The following is a 22734-nucleotide window of genomic DNA, read 5'->3' on the forward strand; positions in this document are numbered from 1 at the left end:
ATAATAAAAAGAGTTTGTTTCGGTTTTCTTATCGAATCAAACTCTTTACCAAAACCCCAAAATAGGAGTAAACAAACATGCTTTTATACCACGGAAGTAATACAATTGTAGAAACACCTCGTATCCTGATACATGGACACTTCAAAGATTTCGGCTATGGATTCTACTGTACTGAATTAGAAAAACAAGCCGCAAGATGGGCGCTCACAAAACAGCCAACGCATATCATCAATGTATATGATTATGAAGAAGATAAAAATTTACACATGCTGCATTTTCCTGCATTAACAGAAGCATGGCTTGATTTTGTAGTCAATTGCAGACGCGGAATTGAACATGACTTCGATATAGTAGAAGGTCCTATGGCAGATGACACCATTTGGGATTATGTAGAAGATTTTACACGCGGTATCATTTCCAGAGAGGCCTTTTGGGCACTTGCAAAATTCAAATATCCAACACACCAGATTGTCTTTTGTACAGAAAAATCTCTTCCTACTCTAAAATTCAACAGGAGTGTTTCTTTATGAAAAAGATTTATTTTTTAGATGAACCAGTAACAGAAAATGACCTTTATTTTCTCTGCTATATGATTGAACGGATCAGCAGACGGCTTCACAGGCATAACAGTTACATCGTAAATACTATCAGCAAAGACCAGTGGCTGCACCTCATCCAAAGCGCCGCAGTCCTGCATTGTGAAAATCCATTACAGGTGGAAGACGACTGGATTGCAAATTATGATTTGACCCAAGGGGATTTTGACATTATGGAAATAAACACTGACCTGGCGCCAGAAAACCTGCCCACAGCTACGCAAATGGGAAAAGTTTATCAGCGGCTTATCGTCGACACGATCACCAATGATGAAACCTATATAGACGCCCTGCTTCGCATCTATAACGCGCCCATATGTGATATACTGGACGACTACACAACCGGCGCCTATTACGAGCCTTCCTACTTTATCGCCCGCGCGTATGCAAACGGTGGATTCTAACTCAATTTCAAACGCACATTAAAACAGGGCCGCTCAGCGACCCTGCTTTTTTATATATAACCTATCACTCCTCCAGTTTCCATATGTGCTTATCCCTGCGAAACATCAAACAGGTAACCACACCCAAAATGCCAATCACGAAGAAGAATAGCGCTGCACCAGCGCCTTTTCCACTGCCGAACAGACTGCACCACAGGCTGGCAGTACCGGCAGAAGACTGTACTGCCATAAACGGCTCAAAGACCCTGTCAACCAGCAGACCACCTAAAAGATAACCGATAGGAATGGTGAAAAACTGCAGCGTATTTCTTGCCGCATACACTCTGCCCTGCATTTCAACAGGGATATGGCTGCGCATAACTACATCCATATTGGCGTTCATAATCGGAATCCAGATCCATCCCAGCACTCCGCCGATACACCACACCGGTATCGAAGTACCTAAGGCTAAGATAAAATTCTCCGTACTCATAGCTAATAGAAGCGTATTACAGATAACACGGATTCGGCTTTTCGGCTCCGGCAGCAGCGAAGCTGCAATACTGCCTGCCAACATAGCAAGCCCCGTTGCCGTATTGACTGCCGCAAGAGCGGTTTCTCCTCCGCCTGCTCTTGACAGCAGCATTGCCGGAAAAGCTGCATTGTACATAGATGCCGTCAGATTAATTGCCGCCAGAAACAACATTAGGTCGAGAATCCCTCTATTGCTCCACAAATAGGAAAGTCCTGCCTTTGCAGACTGTACCAGAGGCTCCTTGCCTTCTCCTGCACACTTGCCCTCAGGAATTTTTATCCATAGGCACAGCGTTACAAAGGCGCATAGAAAAGTTGCCAGGTCAAAGTAAACCACCGCGGATAGACCAAACACTGCGTATAGTGTCGTTGCTGCTATTGGAGTCAAAATATTTACCACAGAGCTGGACAGCGACCGCAAGCCTGACACCCGTTGGTAATGCTTCTTCGGCACAATCAAAGTCACCGTCACATCTACTGCCGGCTGCTGCACCGTCCCCATGAGACCGTTCAATGCGTTTAGCGCATAAAGGTGCCAGATTTCCAGCTGCCCCGTTTTTAAAAGCACAAGCACCACGAATGTGCAGACCGCTGCAAAGCTGTCGCTTACCAGCAATGTCAGCTTTTTGTTCCACTTATCGCTGAGGGCGCCTGCAAAAATGCTCATCGCAACATAAGGCGCATACGAGCATACTGCCAAAAGCGCCGTCGTCAAAGCAGATCCCTTCTCCTCATATGTCCACAAAATCAGCGCAAAACTGGTCATCGAACTGCCCAGCAGCGACAAGGACTGAGTAGACCACAAAATTAGGAAACTGTGAAGTTCCTTACATATCATTTTTAAATTGTTCATAAGACTTTGCTCCTTTTTATTTAGATAATTTCCAAATAGACTGCAAAGCCCTTGGGCGAATCTCCGTTCACTCCATACAAGTTCACCCTTAAGCCTTGCATGGAGCTGCTGCAATAGCCAGTTTCATCATTTTCACTCCCTTCATGCAAAATTCTAAGTAAAAGTATATCATATAATCTTATCCTTGAAAACTGCACCAAAGAAAATTTTCGTTCCTAACACATGTTTTGAAAAAGGTAAAAAACTCACAGCACAGCCCCTAAATAAACACCCGCCACGCATCCAACGCGTGGTTTTCTTATATATAAAATGACCAGCTCCTATCGCCGTGATAGGAGCTGGTCATTTTTAAAACGATTTTATCGCTGGCATTTTTCTTTCAGTTTTTCCCACTGTTCGTCCACATAATTCTGCGCATCTTCAATCATCCACTCATTGCCCTTTGCAAACATGTGCTTAAATCTGCCCTGCTTTTCGAGGAAACGTTCCACCGGCAGTTTCTTTGCAGGCTCATAAGTCAGCTTCCATACGCCCTGCTCAATCTCATAAAGCGGCCAAACGCAAGTATCCACAGCCAGTTTACAGATTTCCGCAAGATCTTCCATCTCGTATCTCCAGCCTCTGGGACAAGGAGAAAGTATGTTGAGGAAACACGGTCCTTCAGTGTAAATCGCCTTGTGTGCTTTGTTATGCAGGTCTCTAAAATCTCCAAGGAAAGTAGTCTGCGCTGCATAAGGCACGTTGTGCGCAGCGATGATTTCTGTCAAATTCTTCTTGTTCTGTACTTTTCCATAGGACTTGCTTCCTACCGGTGTAGTCGTCGCATCTGCAAAACGAGGTGTTGCAGATGAACGCTGAATCCCCGTATTCATATACGCTTCGTTGTCATAGCATACATAGACCATATCGTGTCCACGTTCCATCGCCCCCGATAGAGACTGAAAACCGATATCATAAGTACCGCCGTCTCCGCCAAAGCAGATAAACTTATAGTTGTCCTTAATTTTACCTCTCTTCTTCAGCACATGATAAGCCGTCTCTACGCCGCCGGTCATGGCTGCTGCATTTTCAAAAGCACTGTGAATATAGCTGTCCTCATAAGCTGTATATGGATACATAAAAGTGGAAACTTCCAAACAGCTTGTCGCATTGGATACTACTGCTTTATCTCCTTCGTCAAGGGCACGAAGCACGCCGTTTACGGCAACGCCCGCACCGCAGCCAGCACAGAGTCTGTGTCCTGGTACAAATCTATTTTTCTTTTCTAATTCTGTCTTTAAACTGTAAGCCATGTCTATCTATCCTCCAAATCTCTAACGCCGATATGTCTGTAAACCTGGCCGACCTGACCTGTTTCTATCATTTTAAAGAGGGCGTCGTAAATTTCTTCGTAAGTGGAAATGGTTACATCTCTGCCACCAAGACCATATACGTAATTGACTGCCATCGGTCTTTTGGCAAGATCGTATAAAGCACTTCGCGTCTCTGCAAAAATAGGACCGCCGCAAGCAGAGAAACCTTCGCTCTTATCCATTACCGCTACAGCTTTTACTTTGGAAAGGGCTGCTGCCAGTTCCTCCATTGGGAATGGTCTGAACACTCTCAGCTTAATGAGACCAACCTTTTTGCCTTCTGCACGAAGCATGTCCACCGCAGCTTTTCCAGTTCCTGCGGAGGAGCCGATTACTACTACCGCCGCTTCTGCGTCATCCATATAGTACTCTTCAAAGAACCCGTATTTTCTGCCGGAAACTTTCTCGTATTCCTTTGCAACTTCCAAGATTCTTGTCTTGGCGTCTTTCATTGCTTCAGCCTGCGCTTTTTTAATTTCCATATAGTATGGAGAAACGCCATAAGGACCTACCGCAAGAGGATTTTCAGCCTTTAAAAGATAGTTTTCCGGTTCGTATTCTCCAACGAAAGCTTTTACATCTGCATCATCGAGAAGCTCGATATTTTCAACAGCATGGCTCGTAATAAAGCCGTCCTGACAGATCATAATCGGCAGGCGGCAGCTTTCTGCAATCGGCATTGCCTGAATATAGTTATCGTAAACTTCCTGATTATTTTCTGCATAAATCTGAATCCAGCCTGCATCTCTGCAGCCCATGGAGTCGGAGTGGTCGTTATTGATATTAATAGGACCGGTCAGCGCACGGTTTACCACTGCCATGGTAATCGGCAGTCTGGAGGAAGACGCTACATAAAGCAGTTCCCACATCAAGGCAAGACCTGCGGAAGAGGTTGCCGTAATTGCTCTTGCACCTGCTGCGGAAGCTCCGATACAGGTGGACATTGCGGAATGTTCAGATTCTACTGCTACAAACTCTGTGTCTACCAGACCGTCAGCGATATACTTGGAAAAATACTGTGGAATTTCTGTAGATGGTGTAATCGGAAACGCCCCCATCACATCGGGGTTAATCTGTCTCATCGCCACTGCAACTGCTTCGTTGCCGCTCATTCTGTCTTTTACTGCCATTTACTTTTCCTCCTTTCCCATAGTGATTGCCCCAAAGGGACATACTTTTGCACAGACGCCGCAGCCTTTGCAGTGATAAAGGTCTGTATCCTCTCTTCTTCCGTCTTTCACCGGTATCGAAACATCTGGACAAAACGGCACGCACAGCATACAGTGCTTACATTTTTCTGCATCGAAGAAAGGGGTTAATACTCTCCATTCTCCGGTATTTACTAATCTGGAAGTGCCCGGTTCATAGATCTCTGCCCCTGTGGTCAGCTCCTGCCACGCACTTTGCTCGTTGATATTCTTTGCTAATTTCATCTCGACTTAACCTACCTTTTAACTTAACCTACTTTTACTTCGTTCATGGACATCTTCAGCGCTTCCATATTGCCTGCAATCACGCCGGGCTTGTTCGCAAATTTATGGCTGAAGGAAGTTTCCATATCCTGCAGAAATTTCTCATTGTCAACGACATTGCTGACCTTTACTACAGCAGCAAGCATCGGTGTATTTGGAAAGTTCTTTCCCAGTGTAGCAACAGAAATTTTCTCTGCATCTACTGTGCACACCTTTCCCCGATAGCCGCGTAGCAGCGGTCTCAGTCCTGAAGGCTCCTTGCTGCTGTTAATGATAATCGCGCCATCTTCAGAAAGTCCCGCTGTCACATCTACAGTATGCAGCAGGGTTTCATCTACCACAACCACATAATTAGGGTTATAAATATTAGAGTGAACTTTATTCTCATGATCAGAAATCCGATTATAAGCCGTAATTGGCGCGCCCATTCTCTCCGGACCGTATTCAGGAAATCCCTGTACTTGTTTTCCGGAGCTAAACGCTACATCGGCTAATAGCAAACATGCTGTTTTGGCGCCCTGACCGCCTCTGCCGTGCCATCTGATCTCTACCGTATCGTTATTCTTTTGCATTCGTTTTCCTCCTATTAATTAAAGATCTGTTCCAGATCACTTGCTTTGCTGCAGCCTGTTGACAAAAATGTCCTATTTCGCGAAATTTGTCAATGTCGCTCGCTATGAGGCGACGCTTCGCAAGGTGCTTTTCTTGAAACATACGGAAATATCGAAGACCCAATATTTCCTATGTTATAAAAAAACTCCGTCCTGTATCAGGACGGAGATATAAAATCTTCGCTTAACCACCTGCTACAACATACCATCATATGTTCTTCCGATTACGGGGAAGGCCCGTCAGCACTTACTCAACCGCCGCATTTATTAACACAGGTTAGTCTTTCAGCCCTGCAACTCAGGAGTGATATTCAATCTATGCCTACATTCAGTACCGGGCTTTCACCATCCCCGGCTCGCTCTTACCTTTTTGGCGTAAATCTACTGTCTCCGTCAAAGTCTTTGGTTCATATGAAATTTAATTCATGACTATTCTACCTTTTGGCCAGCAGAATGTCAACAGTTTTTGTTTATATTCTACAAACATTTTTTCTTTTCTTTGTTTGTATTTCCCAAGCATACCTAGTCTATTTGAATTTGCAGCGAATTTCCTCGACGGCTTTCGCCACAATCTTCTCTGCATCAAATCCTTCGATATCCAGCGCTTCTGCTTTGATGCATTCTGTTTCAGGAATGCCAAGCATATCGGCTGCTCCACACATATAATCGTAACCATAATTTTTTTCTCCAATGAAGCCGCCCGCTGTCGTAATATATGTCAGCTTTTTTCCATTGCACAGTCCGATAAATCCTGTATTAGTAGCTTTAAAGGTCAAGTCTGCTACCATAATATTTTCGATGTAGACTTTAAGAATTGCTGCGAAGGACAAATCCCAATAAGGTGTGCCGATTACGATATAGTCCGCTTCCTTAAACTGTTTCGCCAGGCTGAACATCTGATGCGTGAAGTCTTTTTTGCGAACCAGGTCGTCCCGAATATCCAATTTCTCCATAGTGTGAGGCTGCACGCTGCCGTTTCTGAGGACTACCGTTTCAACCTCAGTCTCCGGATTTTTTTTCAGAAATTCTTCCAGATAAACGTCGCACAAAATCTTAGTTCTGGACCTTTCATCCCTGACACATGCGTCTATGAATAACAGTTTTTCCATTTCTCGCCTCCTACTGTATCTCGCCAAGCAAGGCTGCCAGCGCTTTTGCCTCATCTTTTGTTAAGGTAACGCCTTTTCCCATTTTCTCATGCGCAGGCGCCCAGTCTCGCAGATCATACTTCGGTGCAGCACCGTTCCAGCTGACCAAATTCAGCTCCTTGCGCCAACCTCTTGCACCTTCTGATAACACGCCGATTTCCTCTATGATTTCATATTTAATATCTGCCATAACTCTCTCCTCACTCTTCTTATTTCTTGTAATTGGCAATTTCCTCTGCTAACTCGTTCAGATACGTCCACCGCTCTATCTTTTCAAGCAGCTGTGTTTCAAGTTCTTCCTTCTCCATCTGCAGCTCTGCCAGCTTTGAAAAATCCGTGGCATGTCGGCTCATCTCTGCTTCCGCTTCTGCCAGCCGGCTTTCCAGCGCCTCAATATCCGCATCAATCGTCTCAAACTCTTTCTGTTCATTATATGTGAAACGGGGTTTCTGCGGCTTTGTTTCTCGCCGCTTAGGCTCTGGTGCCTTTTCCTGTTTTGCTATTGTCTGCTGTTCCAAAAGCTCTAAACTGTGCTTTGCCTCATAGTCTGTAAACCCTCCATTGTACTGGCGTATCTCACCACCCGGTAAAAATGCAAAGGTCTTTCGGGTCACTCTATCCAGAAAATATCGGTCATGGGATACGGCGATGACCGCACCATTAAAATCGTCCAAATAGTCCTCCAACACCGTCAGGGTTTCGATATCCAGGTCATTGGTCGGTTCGTCCAAAATCAGTACATTTGGTGCTGTCATCAAAATACTGAGCAGGTACAGTCTTCGCTTCTCACCACCGGAAAGATGTCCGATTTTGACAGAGTGCATATGGGGCGGAAACAGAAAGCGCTCCAGCATTTGGGAAGCTGAGAAACTCCCTTCGCTGGTCTGCACAGTGCCTGCAATATCAGAAATATAACGAATCACTCTAGCATCCTCATCGAGAGCCTGATTTTCTTGCGAGAAATAGCCGATTTTTACGGTATCACCTTTTTCCACTTTACCACTGTCACTGGCGATTTGCCCCATAAGCATACCGAGTAGGGTTGACTTTCCACAGCCGTTAGGTCCGATGATACCGACTCTGTCATTTCGCAAAAGGATATAGCTAAAATCATCAATCAGCCGCAGATCGCCGTAGGCTTTGCTGAGATGTTCAATCTCAATAATCTTCTTACCCAGTCTGCTGGATGCGGCAGTCATTTCCAGCGCGGCATCGCCTATTACCAATTTACTTTCTTCCAGCTGATGGAACCTCTCAATTCTGCCCTTTGCCTTTGTAGTACGAGCCTTAGCACCTCTACGAATCCAAGCAAGTTCCTTGCGATAAATGGCCTGCCGCTTTCTCTCCGATGCCAGTTCCATCTCCTTTCTGGCAGCCTGGGTCTCCAAATAGTAATCGTAATTGCCATCATAGCTGTAAAGCTTTCCGCCGTCGATTTCCACAATTCGGTTAGCCACTCGATCTAAAAAATACCTATCATGGGTAATCATGAATATCGCACCTTTGTAGCGAAGCAAATATTCTTCCAGCCAAATAATGACATCGCTGTCCATATGGTTGGTCGGCTCATCCAGGATTAACAAATTGCTGTCCGCCGTCAAAACTGCTGCCATGGCAACCCGTTTCCTCTGTCCGCCGGAAAGCTGCCCCATCTTCTGTTCAAAGTCGGTAATGCCAAGCTTTGTCAGCATGGACTGGTACTGATACTGCTCAACTTGACTGCCAGTTTCCAAAAGATACCGCGATGCCTGTTCCATCACAGACAGCCCTGGGTCGTAGGGCGGATTCTGCGCCAGATATGCGCTGCGAAGCTCTCTGGATTTTGTGATGGTGCCGCCTTCCTCATCGACTGCACCCGCAAGAATCTTCAGCAAAGTAGATTTTCCGCTTCCGTTGACGCCGATTAGTCCAATTTTATCCTCCTGATCGATGGAAAGGTTCACATCCATCAGCAGCGGCTTTTCTGTATAACTCTTTTTAATATGTTCTGCATTAAGTAAAATCATGGTTCTATTATATACGCTTCCCTATATGAAAATCAACTCTTGTTATCACTTCTTTTCTATCTTTTCCCCTTCTTTGCGGACGCCAATTATGGCGCGCCTTCCGCTACACCCCGTCAGAATTAGTGAAATAAAATACGGATGCCTAATCATGCAGCATCCGCATTTTACGATATAATTTAAGAAAGCTTTATCCAATAAGCATATATAATAAGTGTGCGCTGACACCAGCAATCAGACCGCCGATTGTATGGCAGAGAATTGCCTTTCCTGTCAATTCTCTGAATCTCAAAGAATCCATCATCGCAACGTGCGTACTCAGATAACCACTCCAACACATGCACATCGCTGTAAAAACTGCGATATCATTACCAGAAGCCAGACCATCTGCTACTAAATTCGGCACCAGTCCAATGGCAGCACCCGCAGCGCCCAGCGCCGTAATTGGCACAGAAATCCCTTCTGCCGCAGTAAAGCCAAACAATGGGGTCAGAATAAATTCCACTTTTTCCGCAAGCCACGGCAAAAATCCAACGCCTTCATAAGCTGCACCAGTAAAAGTTCCATCAGCAGAAGGTCCGCCAGTCAGCATCATCACGATAGTACAGATGATAAGCACGCCAGGAATAATGGCAAATCCCATAGATACGCCATTTTTTCCGCCTTCCAGCATAGCGCCCATGAAACGTTCACCCAGACCGCCTTCGCGAATCATTCTTTCGTCAAGGGAAATCTGGCTGCAGCCGGATTTTACATCGACTTCCGCTTCTGTTCCGTAAATTTTCTTTGTATGGCGAAGCATTAATCTTGCACTGACAATACTGCCAATGACTGCACCCAGATTACCAATCAGAGCCGCCACCACAAAGCTTTCGCCTGCCGGTGCCTTAATCCCAATCATAAAGGTAGTAATAATCATGCCCATACCAAAGGCCGTCCCAATGTTAGTCAATGCCGGAAGCTGATATTTTTTGAAATATCTTCTGAAATTATCGTCCTCTGCCAGCGATAAAATTGCTGGATTATCGGACAAATAAGTAGTAACTACGCCTACTATGCTTGCTCCTGGAAGCCCGTAAAGAGGCTTCATTAAAGGTGACAAAATTTTATTAATCGCTGCTACAACGCCGAATTCCGTTAATAATCCAGCAGCCGCACCAGCAAGTACGGCGATTGCCATAATATAAAATACCGTGTTCAGTAAGAGGTCATAGGCTGTATTCATCAGCGTATTCATCATATTGACAGTTCCCATGGTAATTCCAAGGTACCCAAATATCACGCCAAAGATTCCTAAAAATACTAATGTTTCCAGACTAAACGCATTTTTCACCCGGGGCTTTCTATTTTCCACAATTTTCATCTGTGGTTTTGTCAGCTGCGGTTCTCTCTGCACAGATAAATTCTCCTGCATTACAAATTCCTTCCTTCTTTTCACTTTCTTTTTTATCTGTCTTGTATTTTTCTCTCTCATACTGTATCATAAAAGTATAAATCACAAAAGCGAATTTCTTTCATGTTTTACATTACAAAATCAGATATATAGGAGTGAAAACGATGGAATCCAATTTACAGAAATACCAAGCCTTTCTCAAGACTGTGGAATATGGCAGCTTTACCAAAGCCGCTGAACTTTTGAACTATTCCCAGTCAGGAATCAGCCGCATGATTTCCGACATAGAAAAAGAATGGAATCTAACGCTTCTAGAGCGCGGTAAAGCTGGCGTCTTCTTGACCTCTCAGGGCGAAAAGCTGCTTCCGTTTATTCAGTCTTTATGCAGAGAATACGATGCCCTTACAGAACAGGTAGACGAGCTTTCCGGTCTTCACACAGGACTAATCCGAATTGCTACCTTCTCCAGTATTGCTACTCACTGGATTCCTAACATCATCAAACATTTTCAAGCGGACTATCCCGGCATTGACTATGAACTGCTCATGGGTGACTACGAAGAAATCGAAGCTTGGGTCGTCAGCGGCAAAGCGGATTGCGGCTTTCTGCCTCTCCCCATCCGATCCCCGCTGGAAACCATTCATCTTGAAATGGACGAACTGCTGGTGGCACTTCCCAAAAGTCACCCCCTTGAACACTGCAAAAAATTTCCTCTAAAGGCGCTGTGCGACGACCCCTTTATTCTCCCGAAAACCGGAAAGCGTGTGGACGCCGAACAGATTTTTCGCTATCATCAGTTAACGCCCAAGATTCGCTGTTCTACTTTCGATGACTACGCTATCATGGCAATGGTTGAAAGTGGGCTGGGAATCAGCATTCTGCCCAGCCTGATTTTAAAGCGTTCCCCCTACAACATCATCACAAAGCCTTTGGAAGAGCCCGCCTACCGTGACCTTGCGCTGATTTTGCGCAGCAAAAAAAACGCTTCCCTTGCGGTAAAGCGTTTTCTGGAATATCTGGATTATCGGAAGTAGCCCGCACAGATGCGCTTACTCCCAGCCACTTTTTTTCACGATTTTTTTCAGCCTGTCACTAAGTATGAGTGCCAACACCAACTTTATGCTATCCGGCAGCAGAAATGGGAATACACACCAGCCCAACACTGCGCTGAGACCGATAGCTCCCGTGTTTTGGGTATACACCACCATAAACCAAATAGTCCCAAATACGTAGTAGGTAACCATTCCCAAAACCATGGAGAGAGCACGCACCCAGATTTTCTCACCGAGCAGCCGCTCTAAACTCCAATAGAGAAGTCCGCTGAGCAAAAATCCCAGCACATATCCGCCGGTAGTACCCATCAGCACACCAAGCCCACTGGAAAATCCTGCAAAGACTGGAACACCAACAGCTCCCAGCAGAACATAGATAACAACGACCAGAGTGCCCCTCTTGCCCCCTAACACACCAAAGGCTAAAAACAGCGCAAAGGTCTGCATCGTAAAAGGAACCAAAGTAGGAATTGATATCCAGGAACATACTGCCATAATAACTGCAAACATTGCCACACAAATCATATCATAGGTTTTATTTCTTGTTGTAGTCATAATTAAATACTCCTTCTTTCTTGAACTAAAGAGAGTATAACATCTACGCCTCTTCATGTCAACCTTGTTTTTTAATAAAAGGTGACAATGATGCAGCACATTTCAAACTGCATTTTTGCATAAAATACCTGTATAAAATCCATTTCATATGTAAAGGCTATATCGCGAAAGGAAGTGAATTTGATGATAAAATTCGATATGCACTGTCACACCAAAGCCGGTTCCATCGATGCAAAAATTCCAATCGAACGCTATATTGAACTTTTAATATCTCACGGTTTCTCCGGTATGCTGATAACTGACCACGATACATACAAAGGCTATCGGTATTTTAAAAATTTTTGCCACAGCATAACCAGCGATTTTACAGTACTGGTCGGAGTGGAATACGACACCAGGGACGCCGGTCACATTCTGGTGATTATGCCAGATGGCATTTTTCTGCCTGTGCTAAAAATCCGCGGCATGTCCATTGCGCGACTGATAAAGCTGGTCCATCAGTATGGCGGAATTCTAGGACCTGCTCATCCTTTCGGCACTCGCTACAACAGCGCTCTGCTTCTCCGCAAGCTGCGCAAAAATCCTCAGCTTGTCAACCACTTTGATTTTATTGAAGGCTTTAACACCTGTGAAAGTCCCCTTGCCAACCAGAAAGCGCAGGCCCTTGCAAAAGCATATGGCAAACCCTGTATCGGCGGTTCAGACTCTCACAAAGAAGATTATGTTGGCATGGCATTTACTGCTTTCCATGAGAATATCACCTGCAACAATGATTTAATCTCCGCTATTACCTGCGGTGGAATCATTGCTTTCGGAGGTACAGAACGAATCATGCTCCCGAAGCACAAAAAAAGACATTCTATAGCTGCCTCCCTTGGATTCCGCGCCTACAATCGCAGTCTGGGTCTGCTTTATTCCCCTTACAGACAGCTAAAACTTCGCAAATTACCCTTGCACCGCAAATAATAATTTGATAAAATGTAAATAGCAATTGTCCCTGAGTCGAACCCCACAAAGGTCCGACTTTTTTTCTCAGGATTTTATTATTAATTTACGCAAAAAGGAGACGAAGAAATGAACGAATCAAAACCAAAGGCAAACGGCTGGGCTCTGCTTCCAATTCTGGTATTTCTAATCCTATTTCTAGGAACCGGAATTCTACTCAATGACTTTTATACCATGCCAGCTGTTGTAGGCTTCTTAATCGCGCTTATCGTAGCATTTGTCCAGACAAAGGGCAAAACCTTTACCGAAAAGCTGCACATTGCTGCTATTGGAATCGGGGAAGATAATATCATCACAATGTGCTTGATATATCTTGCCGCAGGCGCTTTTTCAGGAGCAGTATCTGCAGCAGGGGGAGTCGACAGTACCGTCAATCTGGGGCTTTCCCTGATGCCGCCAAGCGTTGCAGTAATCGGTCTGTTTGTCATCGGCTGCTTTATCTCAATTTCCATGGGTACTTCCATGGGTACCATCGCAGCCCTTGCACCAATCGCTGTAGGCATTGCGGACAAGACCGGCTTTGCGCTGCCAATCTGTATCGGTGCAGTTGTGTCCGGTGCTATGTTCGGCGACAATCTGTCCATGATTTCAGATACCACCATCGCAGCGGTAAGAACCCAGGGCTGTGAGATGAAAGATAAATTCAGAAAGAACTTTCTGATTGTACTTCCAGCAGCAATTATCACCGTTGTCATACTGTTCTGCCTGACTCGCGGCGCTTCTTTTACATTAGAGGCAGAGCTCAATTATAATATCTGGCAGGTTATGCCGTATATCTTTGTATTAGTGACTGCAGTAATCGGAATCAACGTGTTTGTTGTTTTAATCAGCGGCACCGTACTTTCCATTCTCGTTGGTCTTTTCACCGGCTCCCTTGTCGTATCTGAAGTATTCACTTCTATCGGCAGCGGCGTCACCGGTATGTATGATATCACTGTAATTTCCATGCTGGTTGCTGCCATCAGCGCACTGGTCAAAGAAAACGGAGGATTCGCTTTTATTCTCGAAAAAATCCATAGCCGTATTCATACATATAAAGGCGCGGAAGTTGGTATTGCTGCTCTGATTTCTGTTGTTGACGCAGCGACCGCCAACAACACCGTGGCTATCGTAATTGCGGGCCCAATCGCAAAAGAAATCAGCGACGACTACGGCATTTCACCGGAACGAAGCGCTTCCCTTCTGGATATGTTCGCCTCCGTATTTCAGGGGATTATTCCTTACGGCGCCCAGCTGCTGTCTGCTGCAACGCTGACAGGGCTAACCTCCTTTGATATCATTCCGTATCTGTTCTATCCTTACCTAATGGCAGTGTGCGGTCTGATCAGCGTCGCTGTCTCGAAGAAAAAATAACAACCCCATCTTGCATAAGGTTGAAAGAAGCTGTCTCAAAATAAAATGAGACAGCTTCTTTTCGGCTTTAGGCCAGCGCCCGCTACAAGCAGCTAGTCCGGCAAGTTCATGTACGGGAGCAAACCTGGCAGAAAGAGAATCAAGATATGCCGATGATTTACCCCGCGCCATATTTTAGCTTGATTTCTGTATACATGGCGCGGACCTTTGAGAAAGTGCCAGATACAAAAGCTTTTTAAGAAAAAATGGCGGCTGCAGAAAGAAATGCAGACAGATAGTCGGAAAAACTTTGGTATCCTACAGTAAAATATCAAAAAAGCAAGTATCGGGCGGCAGGCTCGTGCCAGTATTTGAGAAAATGAATCCAAATATGGCGGTTGGCGGATGGCTGGCGCCATGTATACAAAAAAACGCTTAAAATATGGCGTTTTCCAGGAGATGAACGCCATATATACAAAAAAATCCTGAGATTATGGCGCACCGGTTTCTCCACAGCATGAAATACTGCATACCAATCATTAAATCAGATTAAACTTCATCCTGGCATTTGTCTTGGATTCTTTTTCGCTCCAATATCACTTTTACTTCAAAAGAACTGTCTCATTTCCTTACTTTTTAGATAGTTTTTTACATATTGTCAATCATCAGCTTCTCTACCTATTTTTCCTACTTAATAAAAAAATCCGTAGTACCAAAAACAGAAAAACAGGAATCCCTTTCATGCAAGAGATTCCTGTCTTTTAAATTTTATAGTTATTTTACAGCGTCTGCGCCTACTTTGAATGCTTTCAGGTTCAGATCGATGAACTTTTCTTTTACATTCTTTCTGATGATATCTTCCCAGTCGATATCGTCAAGCCCCATCAATTTTACAAGGGCGCCTAGAAGAATGACGTTAGCCGCTTTTACGTTGCCCAGGTCCGCAGCCATTTTGGATGCGTCCATGGTATGTACGCGGTCTGCTGCCTTTTCAATTTCTTCAATGACATCGTTTGCATATTCTTCTACGCCGGTCAGTACGGTCATGGAAGGAATTCTCTCTGTATTGACAACCACTGCGCCATCTGGTTTCAGATAATCCAGAGTTCTCAGCGCTTCCATTTCTTCAAAGGAAACGATGATATCTGCAGTACCCTTTTCGATGACAGGAGAGAATACTTTCTCTTTGCTGTATCTAACCTGAGAAACCACGTCGCCACCTCTCTGGCTCATGCCGTGAATTTCACTCATCTTTACGTCGTAGCCTGCTTCCATCAGACCGAAGGTCAGCATCTTTGCAGCAGTGATGGTGCCCTGTCCGCCGACACCTGATAATAAAATATTCTTTGTCATTTTATTTCTCCTCCTTTACGATGGCATCTACCGGGCAAACCTGTGCGCAAACGTCGCAGCCTACACAGTCAGCTCTATTGATATGTACTTTCTTAGTATCTTTGTCAAAAATCAGTGCAGGACATCCAGTCTTCTGACATGCCTTACATCCGATACACTTGTCAGGATCTACAACATCCTTTGTCTGGAACAGACCCGGGAATTCTTCCAGATCAGCCTGAGAGAATTTCTTCAGCACGCACGGCCATCTTGTGATGATAACAGATGGTTCATCCAGATCCCAAAATTCATCAAAGGCGGCGTCAACTGCTTTCAGGTCGTTCGGATCGATTACTTTTACATGCTTGATACCGATGGCTTTAACCAACGCTTCCATGTTGATCATGTTAGCTTCTTCACCTTTTACGGTGTAGCCAGTACCCGGATTCTGCTGATGACCCGTCATACCGGTAATTCTGTTATCGAGAATTACGTTGATGGTATTGCTGTTGTTGTAAACGGTGTTCATCAGGGAGTTTACGCCGGTATGGAAGAATGTAGAGTCACCCAGTACGGTAACAACCTTTCTCTTAATGCCTTCTCTGTTGAAGGTTTTCTGCGCGCCGTGCCCCATAGAAATAGATGCGCCCATACAGATCGCAGCGTCCATTGCATTATAAGGCGCGCCGTATGCCAAAGTATAGCAGCCGATGTCGCCAGTAATCATCACATCTTTTCTCTTGCCCAGTCTATAGAACAGTCCTCTGTGCGGACATCCTGCACAAAGTGTCGGCGGACGCTTGATGACTTTTTCTTTGTCATAAGAAATCTGCGGCAGTTCTTCACCGTAAAGCGCTTTTCTCAGCACGTCGGAAGTCATTTCACCGTATGCAGGGAATGTGTCCTTGCCGTGGCATGCAAATCCGAGACGCTGTACAAATTCTTCGATATATGGATCGTCTTCTTCTACGATATAAATCGTTTCTACCTTGCTGCAGAACTCTTTGATCATCTCTGTCGGCAGCGGGAATGTGAAGCCTAATTTCAGATAAGAAGCATCTTCTCCGAATACTTCCTTCGCATAGTAATAGGAAGGACCGGATGCGATAACACCGATTTTGGTTCCGTTCATCTCAGCAAAGTTGAACTTGGACTGTTCGGAGTACGCCTCCAACTTCTTGGTTCTTTCTTCCATGTTTACTCTGTTGACTCTTGCGTTAGCAGGCACGCAGACGAATCTTGCCAGATCCTTTTCCCAAGGTCTGTTGGCAACTTCTACTCTTTCGCCAACTTCTACCAGCGATTTAGAGTGACATACACGAGTAACCATTCTCATCAGCACCAATGCGCCATAGGTTTCGGAAACTTCATAAGCTTCCTTCATCATGTCAAGGCATTCCTGAGAGTCTGCAGGCTCAAACATCGGCATCTTTGCCATCTTAGCAAAGTTTCTGTTGTCCTGTTCATTCTGAGAGGAGAACATGCCCGGCTCATCAGCTGTTACCAGTACGGAACCGCCGTTTACTCTCATGGTGGCAAAGGTCATCATCGGGTCAGCAGCTACGTTTACACCTACGTGCTTCATGGAAGCCATGCTTCTTGCCCCAGCCATTGATGCCCCTGCTGCGGATTCCATGGCTACCTTTTCGTTCGGTGCCCATTCAGCGTAAATCTCCTTATATTTAGCAACATTTTCCAAAATTTCTGTACTAGGCGTTCCAGGATATGCAGATGCGTGTGTTACGCCAGCCTCATAAGCCCCTCTTGCAATAGCTTCATCGCCTGTTAATAATTTTTTCATAAGGGTGAATCCTCCTTCTTCTATCTACCAAGTAATCTCTTACATGATTAACTTCTTAACCACATTTTAGAACCGGAAATTTCCGTTGTCAATTGATTTCACCAAATCAACCTATATTTTTTTCAATTTTTTCTGCTTTATGTATACGCAAACAATTTTTCTATCTATTTTTTATTTATTTGTAATTATTGTATACAATAAACCGTGAATGCTCTATTTTTTCCATAAATCCGATTTTTCCAATGATAAAGGTGCATATAATTACACATTTCCCGCATTTTCACCATATTTTTCCCGTAAAAATAAGGCATTATCAATCATTCATTATTTTTCGTCAAACCCTTTTCAAAGAAATCAGAAAACTATTGACATTATGGCGAAAATCCCTTAAAATATGCCTATCGATATGAAGACTAGACAAAGGAATACCAGACTATGAACAAGCCGATTAAGAAAGCCCCTATACGGGATCAGATTTACGACATCATCAAGAAAAATATCATTGAAGGAAAATACGAACCCGGAAGCCGCCTAAGCATTACAGCCCTTTCCAAAGAACTGAATGTCAGTAATTCTCCAGTGAGAGAAGCACTTTCCATGCTGAATCGCGACGGTATCATCGACATTTATCCCAATTCCGGACCCAGCGTCATTAAATTTTCCGAGCGAAGACTTGCACAGATTGCACAGGCAATTTTGAGCATGCTTCTTGGCGCCTTTGAGATCTGCCAGCAGACCGGCAGAATGGATCAGCTTGTAGAACTTTTACAGAAAACATTGAAAGCACAGATTGACCATCTGGAGGTAGACAATATGCAGGAATACGTTCGTTATTCCATCAGTTTCGAGTCCGCTTTCATCACCTGCTGTGACAATCCTTATATCACACGGCAGTACGGTCAAATCGAAGATTTATTTTACATGATTGTACTCTATAATCACTGGCATATTGACAGAAGCAGAAATCACACTGTCATGGAACACCAGCAGATTCTGAGCGCTATCATCAGCGGCGATTACAGCACCGCAAAGGATTTGCTGTCTGCCCATTATAATCGCTTCCAACTAAACGAAACAAACTAAATTCTTCCATCCCTTCTGCATACTCCCTCCTATTCTTTCAGAATTGAAGTATGCAATAGGAAAGCTCTTGCCTCTCCCCTTTCTGGCAAGAGCTTTTTTCATGAAAAAATTAATTTCTTTGCACAGTGTTCTTCCTATGTCCAATTTGCCACCGAAACACACAGAACAGCAGTATAATGCCCAGATATCCCGTAAAAGGATAAATAAATGCTACCAGTTTGTCAAAAGGCAGCTGCCCCAGGATAAAACTGTCAGCGCTGACCAGAAAAGCAATAATCAGAGACGCTTTACTCTTCGGTCTTGCAAGACCATTGCAGATGGACCAGAGCACCGGCGCTGCTGTAGAGAAGATGCCGCAGATCATAATACAGACAAACACCGTTCCCGCTGCAGATGATACGTTTTCTGCCAGTTTCAGAGAAGGCACGATACTGCTTTCTGCCAAATCCAGCCGTGAGGTCAATGCCAAATTCATGAAGATCACCGTAATCATCAGCAGTACGCCACCCGCAATGCCGCCAGCCGCTGCCTCTCTTTCAGATTTCGCATCCCTTCCCAGCGCCATCAGAAATGCAACTGAACTGACTGTATTATAGGCAACATACAAAATGCCGCTAAACCACCAGTTCTGTGCAGGGCGTGCATTCTGTAAAAATTCCACATCTACATTTCCCGCCATCAGATCACCAAAGTTCGCTGTAATCGTGCAGATTGCAATAAACACAGAAAAACCAATGATAAGCGGTCCCATAAGCCCTACAATATCAATGAGTTTATCAAGTCCAAAAGCAAAAGCGCCAAAGACCAGAAGCGCCATAATCAGTCCCCCTACATAGTAACTGACCCCGCAATACTCCGAAAGCGACGCTCCTGCACCGGAAATCATCACAGCAAGGACTGCAAATAAATAAAACAGAACAAAATATTCATAGAAAGTTCCCAGTATTTTTCCGCAAAAAAGCTGGTATGGCTTTTCTGCAGCTTTTTCACCTACCCGATGTCCAATCTTCATCAGGCTGCCACCTGCCCAGGAAAAAAGAATCATACTGACAATGGCTCCAGCGAGTCCCATAGTTCCATAAGATGTATAAAACTGTAAAATTTCCTGTCCCGTTGCAAAACCAGAGCCGATTTCAAAGGCGATATAGGCTCCAGCATACTTCATAACCCGGATGATACTAATTTTTTCTTTCAACGCGAATCCCCCTTTGTACTTCCTACCAGAATATGCGGACAAAGAAAAAAATAGACCGAAAGCCTCTGCTTTCAGTCTATCCATTTTACATGTTCACTTGCTTGCCGTCCTCGCCAGAAGACTCTGCTACCACTCTTGCAAAATCCTCCCATTTATAGCTGCCCCGATCAGTCTCTCGATCCGGATCCTGTGCATTAAAAAAGCAGCTAGGAATTTCTCTTTCTTTCAGATTCTTCGCAATACAAGGCGTGCATCCTTCATTATGATTGACCGGGTTAAAAGGACAATCATAGTCATTGCAGGTACAAAAACTCACTTTCCCCATGTTGTAGCGCCTCCTTGTTTTTTCTTATCATACTCTATTTTCCTCCGCTGCGCAAGCTTTCTTCACAGGATGCCGAATCACAGTTTTGCACCGCTGTGCGGCGACTCTTCTTGGATCGGACAGATAAATTTCGTGGTGCCGCCGGTTTTCTGTAAAGTCTGTCACAAAACCCTGCTCTGCCACGTATGCCTCCATCAGCGCCACCGTTTGCGGCTCGTCATCATAAGCCCCCACGTGCATGCACTGAACACAAAGTCCTTCCTCCATCGTCAGATATTCCACTTTGGAGAAATCCCGTTTCTTCTTTGCTGTTGCTTCCGAGATCGCCCAGTCGAATTCTTCTCTGGTCACAAAATCCGGCAGCCGAATGGCTGAAATCCACTGAAAATCTTCTTTCCTGCTGAAATCGACGCCCTGCACGCCTTCCTGCCACCAAAATCCTTCCAGCGGAGGCACTACATAGTCAAAATAGCCCTCAATGCGATGGCTGCCCAATTTGCTCATCTTAATCGTAAAAGCAATGGCATATAGTAATCCGATAGCTTCTTTGTACGCGCCTCCCTCTTCATTGGGGTCTCCCTCTCCCCTAACTGCAATATAACGCATCTTGGGCACTTCCACCAAAGACGGCTTCTTCCCCGGTTGATAAAACTCTTTGTATTCCTTTTTATAATCAAACGCCATTGTTACTTCACCTTCTTTTTCTTCGGTTTCGGCATAGGCAGATCCGCCCACGTTGTTTTCACAAAGCTGACTAGAAATTCCCGATTGTCGATGTCTTCAAAAAGAAAATAATCCTTCGCACTTTCATAAGGCGGCGCAAGGGTCAGCTGGGGTGCGAGCCTGCGCCCTGCCTCAGTTACCTTGATGAACAGCTGGTCATCGCAAATGACCGCAAAAATTTTACCGTCCAGATACATGCCGTACTCGCCGAACATTTTCCGGTATGTGATTTCTCCCGCTTCCGAAAGCTGTCCTGCCACATATTCTACAAACTCTAAATGAGATGCCATCCTTTTACTCCTTTCTTACCCGATTTCGTCAAAGCAAAGTTTCACAGAGACGTTCAAACTTTTTCTCTGAAAGAATTTCATGGGTGATATAAGTTCCATTATAAAACAGTCCGTAATTGGTCCATGCCATGGGCGCATTCTGCGCCTGCTCACAGGTTTCGATCTTTCTCTTTTCAAAAGCGATACCCTTTGCCTCCGCCAGGTTTTCAATCACCGGCACATATTTTGCGGTGAAAGGACAGCCACTGGTATAATACAGCGTAAAGCCCTCCTCTTTCAGCGCCGGTTGCTTCGCATTGGGACGAAATACGGGTTTTGCCGCGTCCGCCGAAAACGGCAGATACAGCAGCGTAAAATACGGTTCCGCCGTATCAGCAAGCAGAAAGCCTTTATGCTGCAGATACTTTGGATCAGACAGAAAACCTTTCTTTTTTTCAGATGAAATGATTGAAAGACCCGATTTACCCTGTGCTTTTGCGTCTGCAATACAGGTGCGCAGAAGTTCGCTGGAATAGCCGTGCCCCTTGCTTGCACCCGACACCCAGAAGCAGTTAATGTGCATGTAATTTTCAGCCTCAATAGGCAGCCACGCCTTTTCCGCAGGGATATACTCGATAAAGCACTTTCCCCTGGTATCAGCCCGCAGAAACACTAAACCATCTGCAAACCGTTCTTTCAGCCAGCCTTTCTTGCTGGTCACCTGCGGGTCTCTATTCGATGATATGGCACAGCAAATGTGCTCTTTTTCCAGATTTTCTTCAGTCAGTTTGATGTACTCCATTGTATTTTTCCTCCATTTTTTGGATTATCTGGCGCAATTCTTCTCGTAGTTCTTCCGGCTGCAAAAGTTCCGCCTGCGCTCCGAAAGTAAGCAACCATGTCAGCAGATTTTCCTTGTCGGTATAGTCCGCACAAAAAAGCAGCCTTCCATCTTCCTGCTCTCGAAAAGAGTCCACTCCAAACTCCTCAATCAATCGCCATTTTGCCCCGGCTTCAAAGAGTGCTTTTACCTTGATTTCTCCCGGAAAAATTTTCTCGTTAGAAAGTTCCGGAAAAGGTACATCACGCCCAGCAAAGCATTCCCCCACCTTTTCCACGTAGGTCATCCGATTGAGCTTAAACAGACGAAAATCCTGTCTCTTTTCGCACCACGCCCACAGATACCAGCTGGACCAGTGAAATACCAGGTAATACGGCTCCACCGTTCGCATTTCTTCTCCTTTCGGCGAATAATACCGAAATGTCAGCTTCCTTTTCTCCGAAATCGCCTCCTGCATCAACTGAATCTTCGGCGCCAGAGTCTCTTTGTACCAAGAAGACAAATCAATCAGCATAAAATCGCTGCCGCAGGTAAAGCTCGACGCGCCAGGCTTTAACTTTTCCATCAGCTGCTCATAATAACTGCTTCCGCTAACACTGTCAAGGCTCCGCAGACCTGCTAAAATCATCTGCATATCCTTTGTCGTAAGCAGTGTTCTGTCAATTTTGTAGCCATCCATAATAGAAATGCCTCCGCCGCTTCCCTGACTGGTCGCAATAGGAATCCCCGCCTTGCAGAGGGCTTCGATATCTCTGTTGATGGTTCTTCTGGACACTTCAAAGCGTTCTGCAAGTTCTGGCGCTGTAACCTGTTCACATCGCAAAAGCACAGATAAAATGCCGATTAGCCGGTCGATTTTCATAAATAAAATCTCCT

General features: G+C 44.9%; 24 protein-coding genes. 6 read left to right on the top strand and 18 right to left on the bottom strand.

All coding sequences use genetic code 11. From position 1 onward, the window contains the following. Positions 1-77 precede the first annotated feature (77 nt). Positions 78-530, top strand: a complete 453-nt coding sequence (locus D1155_RS12790) for a DUF3990 domain-containing protein (protein WP_160202806.1) — start codon at positions 78-80, stop codon at positions 528-530. Continuing rightward, complete coding sequence (locus D1155_RS12795) at positions 527-1000, top strand: hypothetical protein (protein WP_160202807.1); 474 nt, start codon at positions 527-529, stop codon at positions 998-1000. The genes D1155_RS12790 and D1155_RS12795 overlap by 4 nt, the downstream gene beginning before the upstream one ends. 64 nt (positions 1001-1064) lie before the next feature. On the opposite strand, the gene D1155_RS12800 is transcribed toward D1155_RS12795, so the two are convergent. From D1155_RS12800 to D1155_RS12840, 9 genes are all read right to left on the bottom strand, one after another. Further along, positions 1065-2366, bottom strand: a complete 1302-nt coding sequence (locus D1155_RS12800) for an MFS transporter (protein WP_160202808.1) — start codon at positions 2364-2366, stop codon at positions 1065-1067. Positions 2367-2725: 359 nt separating this feature from the next. Continuing rightward, the gene (locus tag D1155_RS12805) at positions 2726-3658 is read right to left on the bottom strand and encodes a thiamine pyrophosphate-dependent enzyme (RefSeq protein ID WP_160202809.1); all 933 of its coding nucleotides are present in this window, start codon (positions 3656-3658) and stop codon (positions 2726-2728) included. Positions 3659-3660: 2 nt separating this feature from the next. Next, complete coding sequence (porA, locus tag D1155_RS12810) at positions 3661-4848, bottom strand: pyruvate ferredoxin oxidoreductase (RefSeq protein WP_160202810.1); 1188 nt, start codon at positions 4846-4848, stop codon at positions 3661-3663. Beyond that, positions 4849-5151 (bottom strand): 4Fe-4S binding protein, encoded by a 303-nt coding sequence (locus D1155_RS12815; RefSeq protein ID WP_160202811.1) that lies wholly within the window; start codon positions 5149-5151, stop codon positions 4849-4851. A gap of 23 nt (positions 5152-5174) precedes the next feature. Then, the gene (locus D1155_RS12820; RefSeq protein WP_160202812.1) at positions 5175-5762 is read right to left on the bottom strand and encodes a 2-oxoacid:acceptor oxidoreductase family protein; all 588 of its coding nucleotides are present in this window, start codon (positions 5760-5762) and stop codon (positions 5175-5177) included. A gap of 566 nt (positions 5763-6328) precedes the next feature. After that, a complete protein-coding gene (locus D1155_RS12825) occupies positions 6329-6910 on the bottom strand; it encodes an NAD(P)H-dependent oxidoreductase (protein ID WP_160202813.1) in 582 nt (193 codons plus the stop codon). 10 nt (positions 6911-6920) lie between these two features. After that, on the bottom strand, positions 6921-7139 hold the full coding sequence (locus D1155_RS12830) for a YdbC family protein (protein WP_160202814.1): 219 nt from the start codon (positions 7137-7139) through the stop codon (positions 6921-6923). 19 nt (positions 7140-7158) lie between these two features. Continuing rightward, a complete protein-coding gene (locus D1155_RS12835) occupies positions 7159-8955 on the bottom strand; it encodes an ABC-F family ATP-binding cassette domain-containing protein (RefSeq protein ID WP_160202815.1) in 1797 nt (598 codons plus the stop codon). Between the two features lie 187 nt (positions 8956-9142). Further along, positions 9143-10366, bottom strand: coding sequence for a hypothetical protein (locus D1155_RS12840; protein WP_243151096.1), 1224 nt, complete (start codon positions 10364-10366; stop codon positions 9143-9145). A gap of 143 nt (positions 10367-10509) precedes the next feature. Between D1155_RS12840 and D1155_RS12845 the strand changes: the two genes are divergently transcribed. Beyond that, complete coding sequence (locus D1155_RS12845; RefSeq protein WP_160202816.1) at positions 10510-11379, top strand: LysR family transcriptional regulator; 870 nt, start codon at positions 10510-10512, stop codon at positions 11377-11379. A gap of 15 nt (positions 11380-11394) precedes the next feature. On the opposite strand, the gene D1155_RS12850 is transcribed toward D1155_RS12845, so the two are convergent. After that, positions 11395-11952 (bottom strand): biotin transporter BioY, encoded by a 558-nt coding sequence (locus D1155_RS12850; protein WP_160202817.1) that lies wholly within the window; start codon positions 11950-11952, stop codon positions 11395-11397. 183 nt (positions 11953-12135) lie between these two features. Here D1155_RS12850 and D1155_RS12855 point away from each other — a divergent pair, with 183 nt between their 5' ends. Together D1155_RS12855 and D1155_RS12860 are read left to right on the top strand one after the other, a co-directional pair. Next, the gene (locus D1155_RS12855) at positions 12136-12918 is read left to right on the top strand and encodes a PHP domain-containing protein (protein ID WP_160202818.1); all 783 of its coding nucleotides are present in this window, start codon (positions 12136-12138) and stop codon (positions 12916-12918) included. A gap of 108 nt (positions 12919-13026) precedes the next feature. Then, positions 13027-14310, top strand: a complete 1284-nt coding sequence (locus D1155_RS12860; RefSeq protein ID WP_160202819.1) for a Na+/H+ antiporter NhaC family protein — start codon at positions 13027-13029, stop codon at positions 14308-14310. Positions 14311-15063: 753 nt separating this feature from the next. Here the strand turns inward: D1155_RS12860 and D1155_RS12865 are convergent. Continuing rightward, positions 15064-15642: an indolepyruvate oxidoreductase subunit beta gene (locus D1155_RS12865; RefSeq protein WP_160202820.1), complete on the bottom strand. Its 579-nt coding sequence runs from the start codon at positions 15640-15642 to the stop codon at positions 15064-15066. Position 15643: 1 nt separating this feature from the next. Continuing rightward, positions 15644-17422 carry an indolepyruvate ferredoxin oxidoreductase subunit alpha gene (gene iorA, locus D1155_RS12870; RefSeq protein WP_160202821.1) on the bottom strand — a complete coding sequence of 593 codons (1779 nt, stop codon included), beginning with the start codon at positions 17420-17422 and terminating at the stop codon, positions 15644-15646. Positions 17423-17857: 435 nt separating this feature from the next. On the opposite strand from iorA, the gene D1155_RS12875 reads away from it, so the two are divergent. Further along, the gene (locus D1155_RS12875) at positions 17858-18505 is read left to right on the top strand and encodes a GntR family transcriptional regulator (RefSeq protein ID WP_160202822.1); all 648 of its coding nucleotides are present in this window, start codon (positions 17858-17860) and stop codon (positions 18503-18505) included. A 109-nt stretch (positions 18506-18614) separates the two neighbouring features. Here D1155_RS12875 and D1155_RS12880 read toward each other — a convergent pair whose 3' ends face one another. The 6 genes from D1155_RS12880 to D1155_RS12905 form a co-directional block, all read right to left on the bottom strand. After that, on the bottom strand, positions 18615-19700 hold the full coding sequence (locus D1155_RS12880) for a hypothetical protein (protein ID WP_160202823.1): 1086 nt from the start codon (positions 19698-19700) through the stop codon (positions 18615-18617). 85 nt (positions 19701-19785) lie between these two features. Continuing rightward, on the bottom strand, positions 19786-20025 hold the full coding sequence (locus D1155_RS12885) for a DUF6485 family protein (RefSeq protein ID WP_160202824.1): 240 nt from the start codon (positions 20023-20025) through the stop codon (positions 19786-19788). 27 nt (positions 20026-20052) lie between these two features. Next, positions 20053-20709: a GyrI-like domain-containing protein gene (locus tag D1155_RS12890; protein WP_160202825.1), complete on the bottom strand. Its 657-nt coding sequence runs from the start codon at positions 20707-20709 to the stop codon at positions 20053-20055. Positions 20710-20711: 2 nt separating this feature from the next. Beyond that, positions 20712-21038 (bottom strand): TfoX/Sxy family protein, encoded by a 327-nt coding sequence (locus D1155_RS12895; protein WP_160202826.1) that lies wholly within the window; start codon positions 21036-21038, stop codon positions 20712-20714. Positions 21039-21066: 28 nt separating this feature from the next. Next, positions 21067-21819 (bottom strand): GNAT family N-acetyltransferase, encoded by a 753-nt coding sequence (locus D1155_RS12900; RefSeq protein WP_160202827.1) that lies wholly within the window; start codon positions 21817-21819, stop codon positions 21067-21069. Continuing rightward, positions 21797-22720, bottom strand: coding sequence for a YafY family protein (locus D1155_RS12905; RefSeq protein WP_160202828.1), 924 nt, complete (start codon positions 22718-22720; stop codon positions 21797-21799). The genes D1155_RS12900 and D1155_RS12905 overlap by 23 nt, the downstream gene beginning before the upstream one ends. Positions 22721-22734 lie beyond the last annotated feature (14 nt).

Source organism: Anaerotruncus sp. 80 (genome assembly GCF_009936115.1).
Taxonomy (GTDB): Bacteria; Bacillota; Clostridia; order Peptostreptococcales; family Anaerovoracaceae; genus Senimuribacter; species Senimuribacter intestinalis.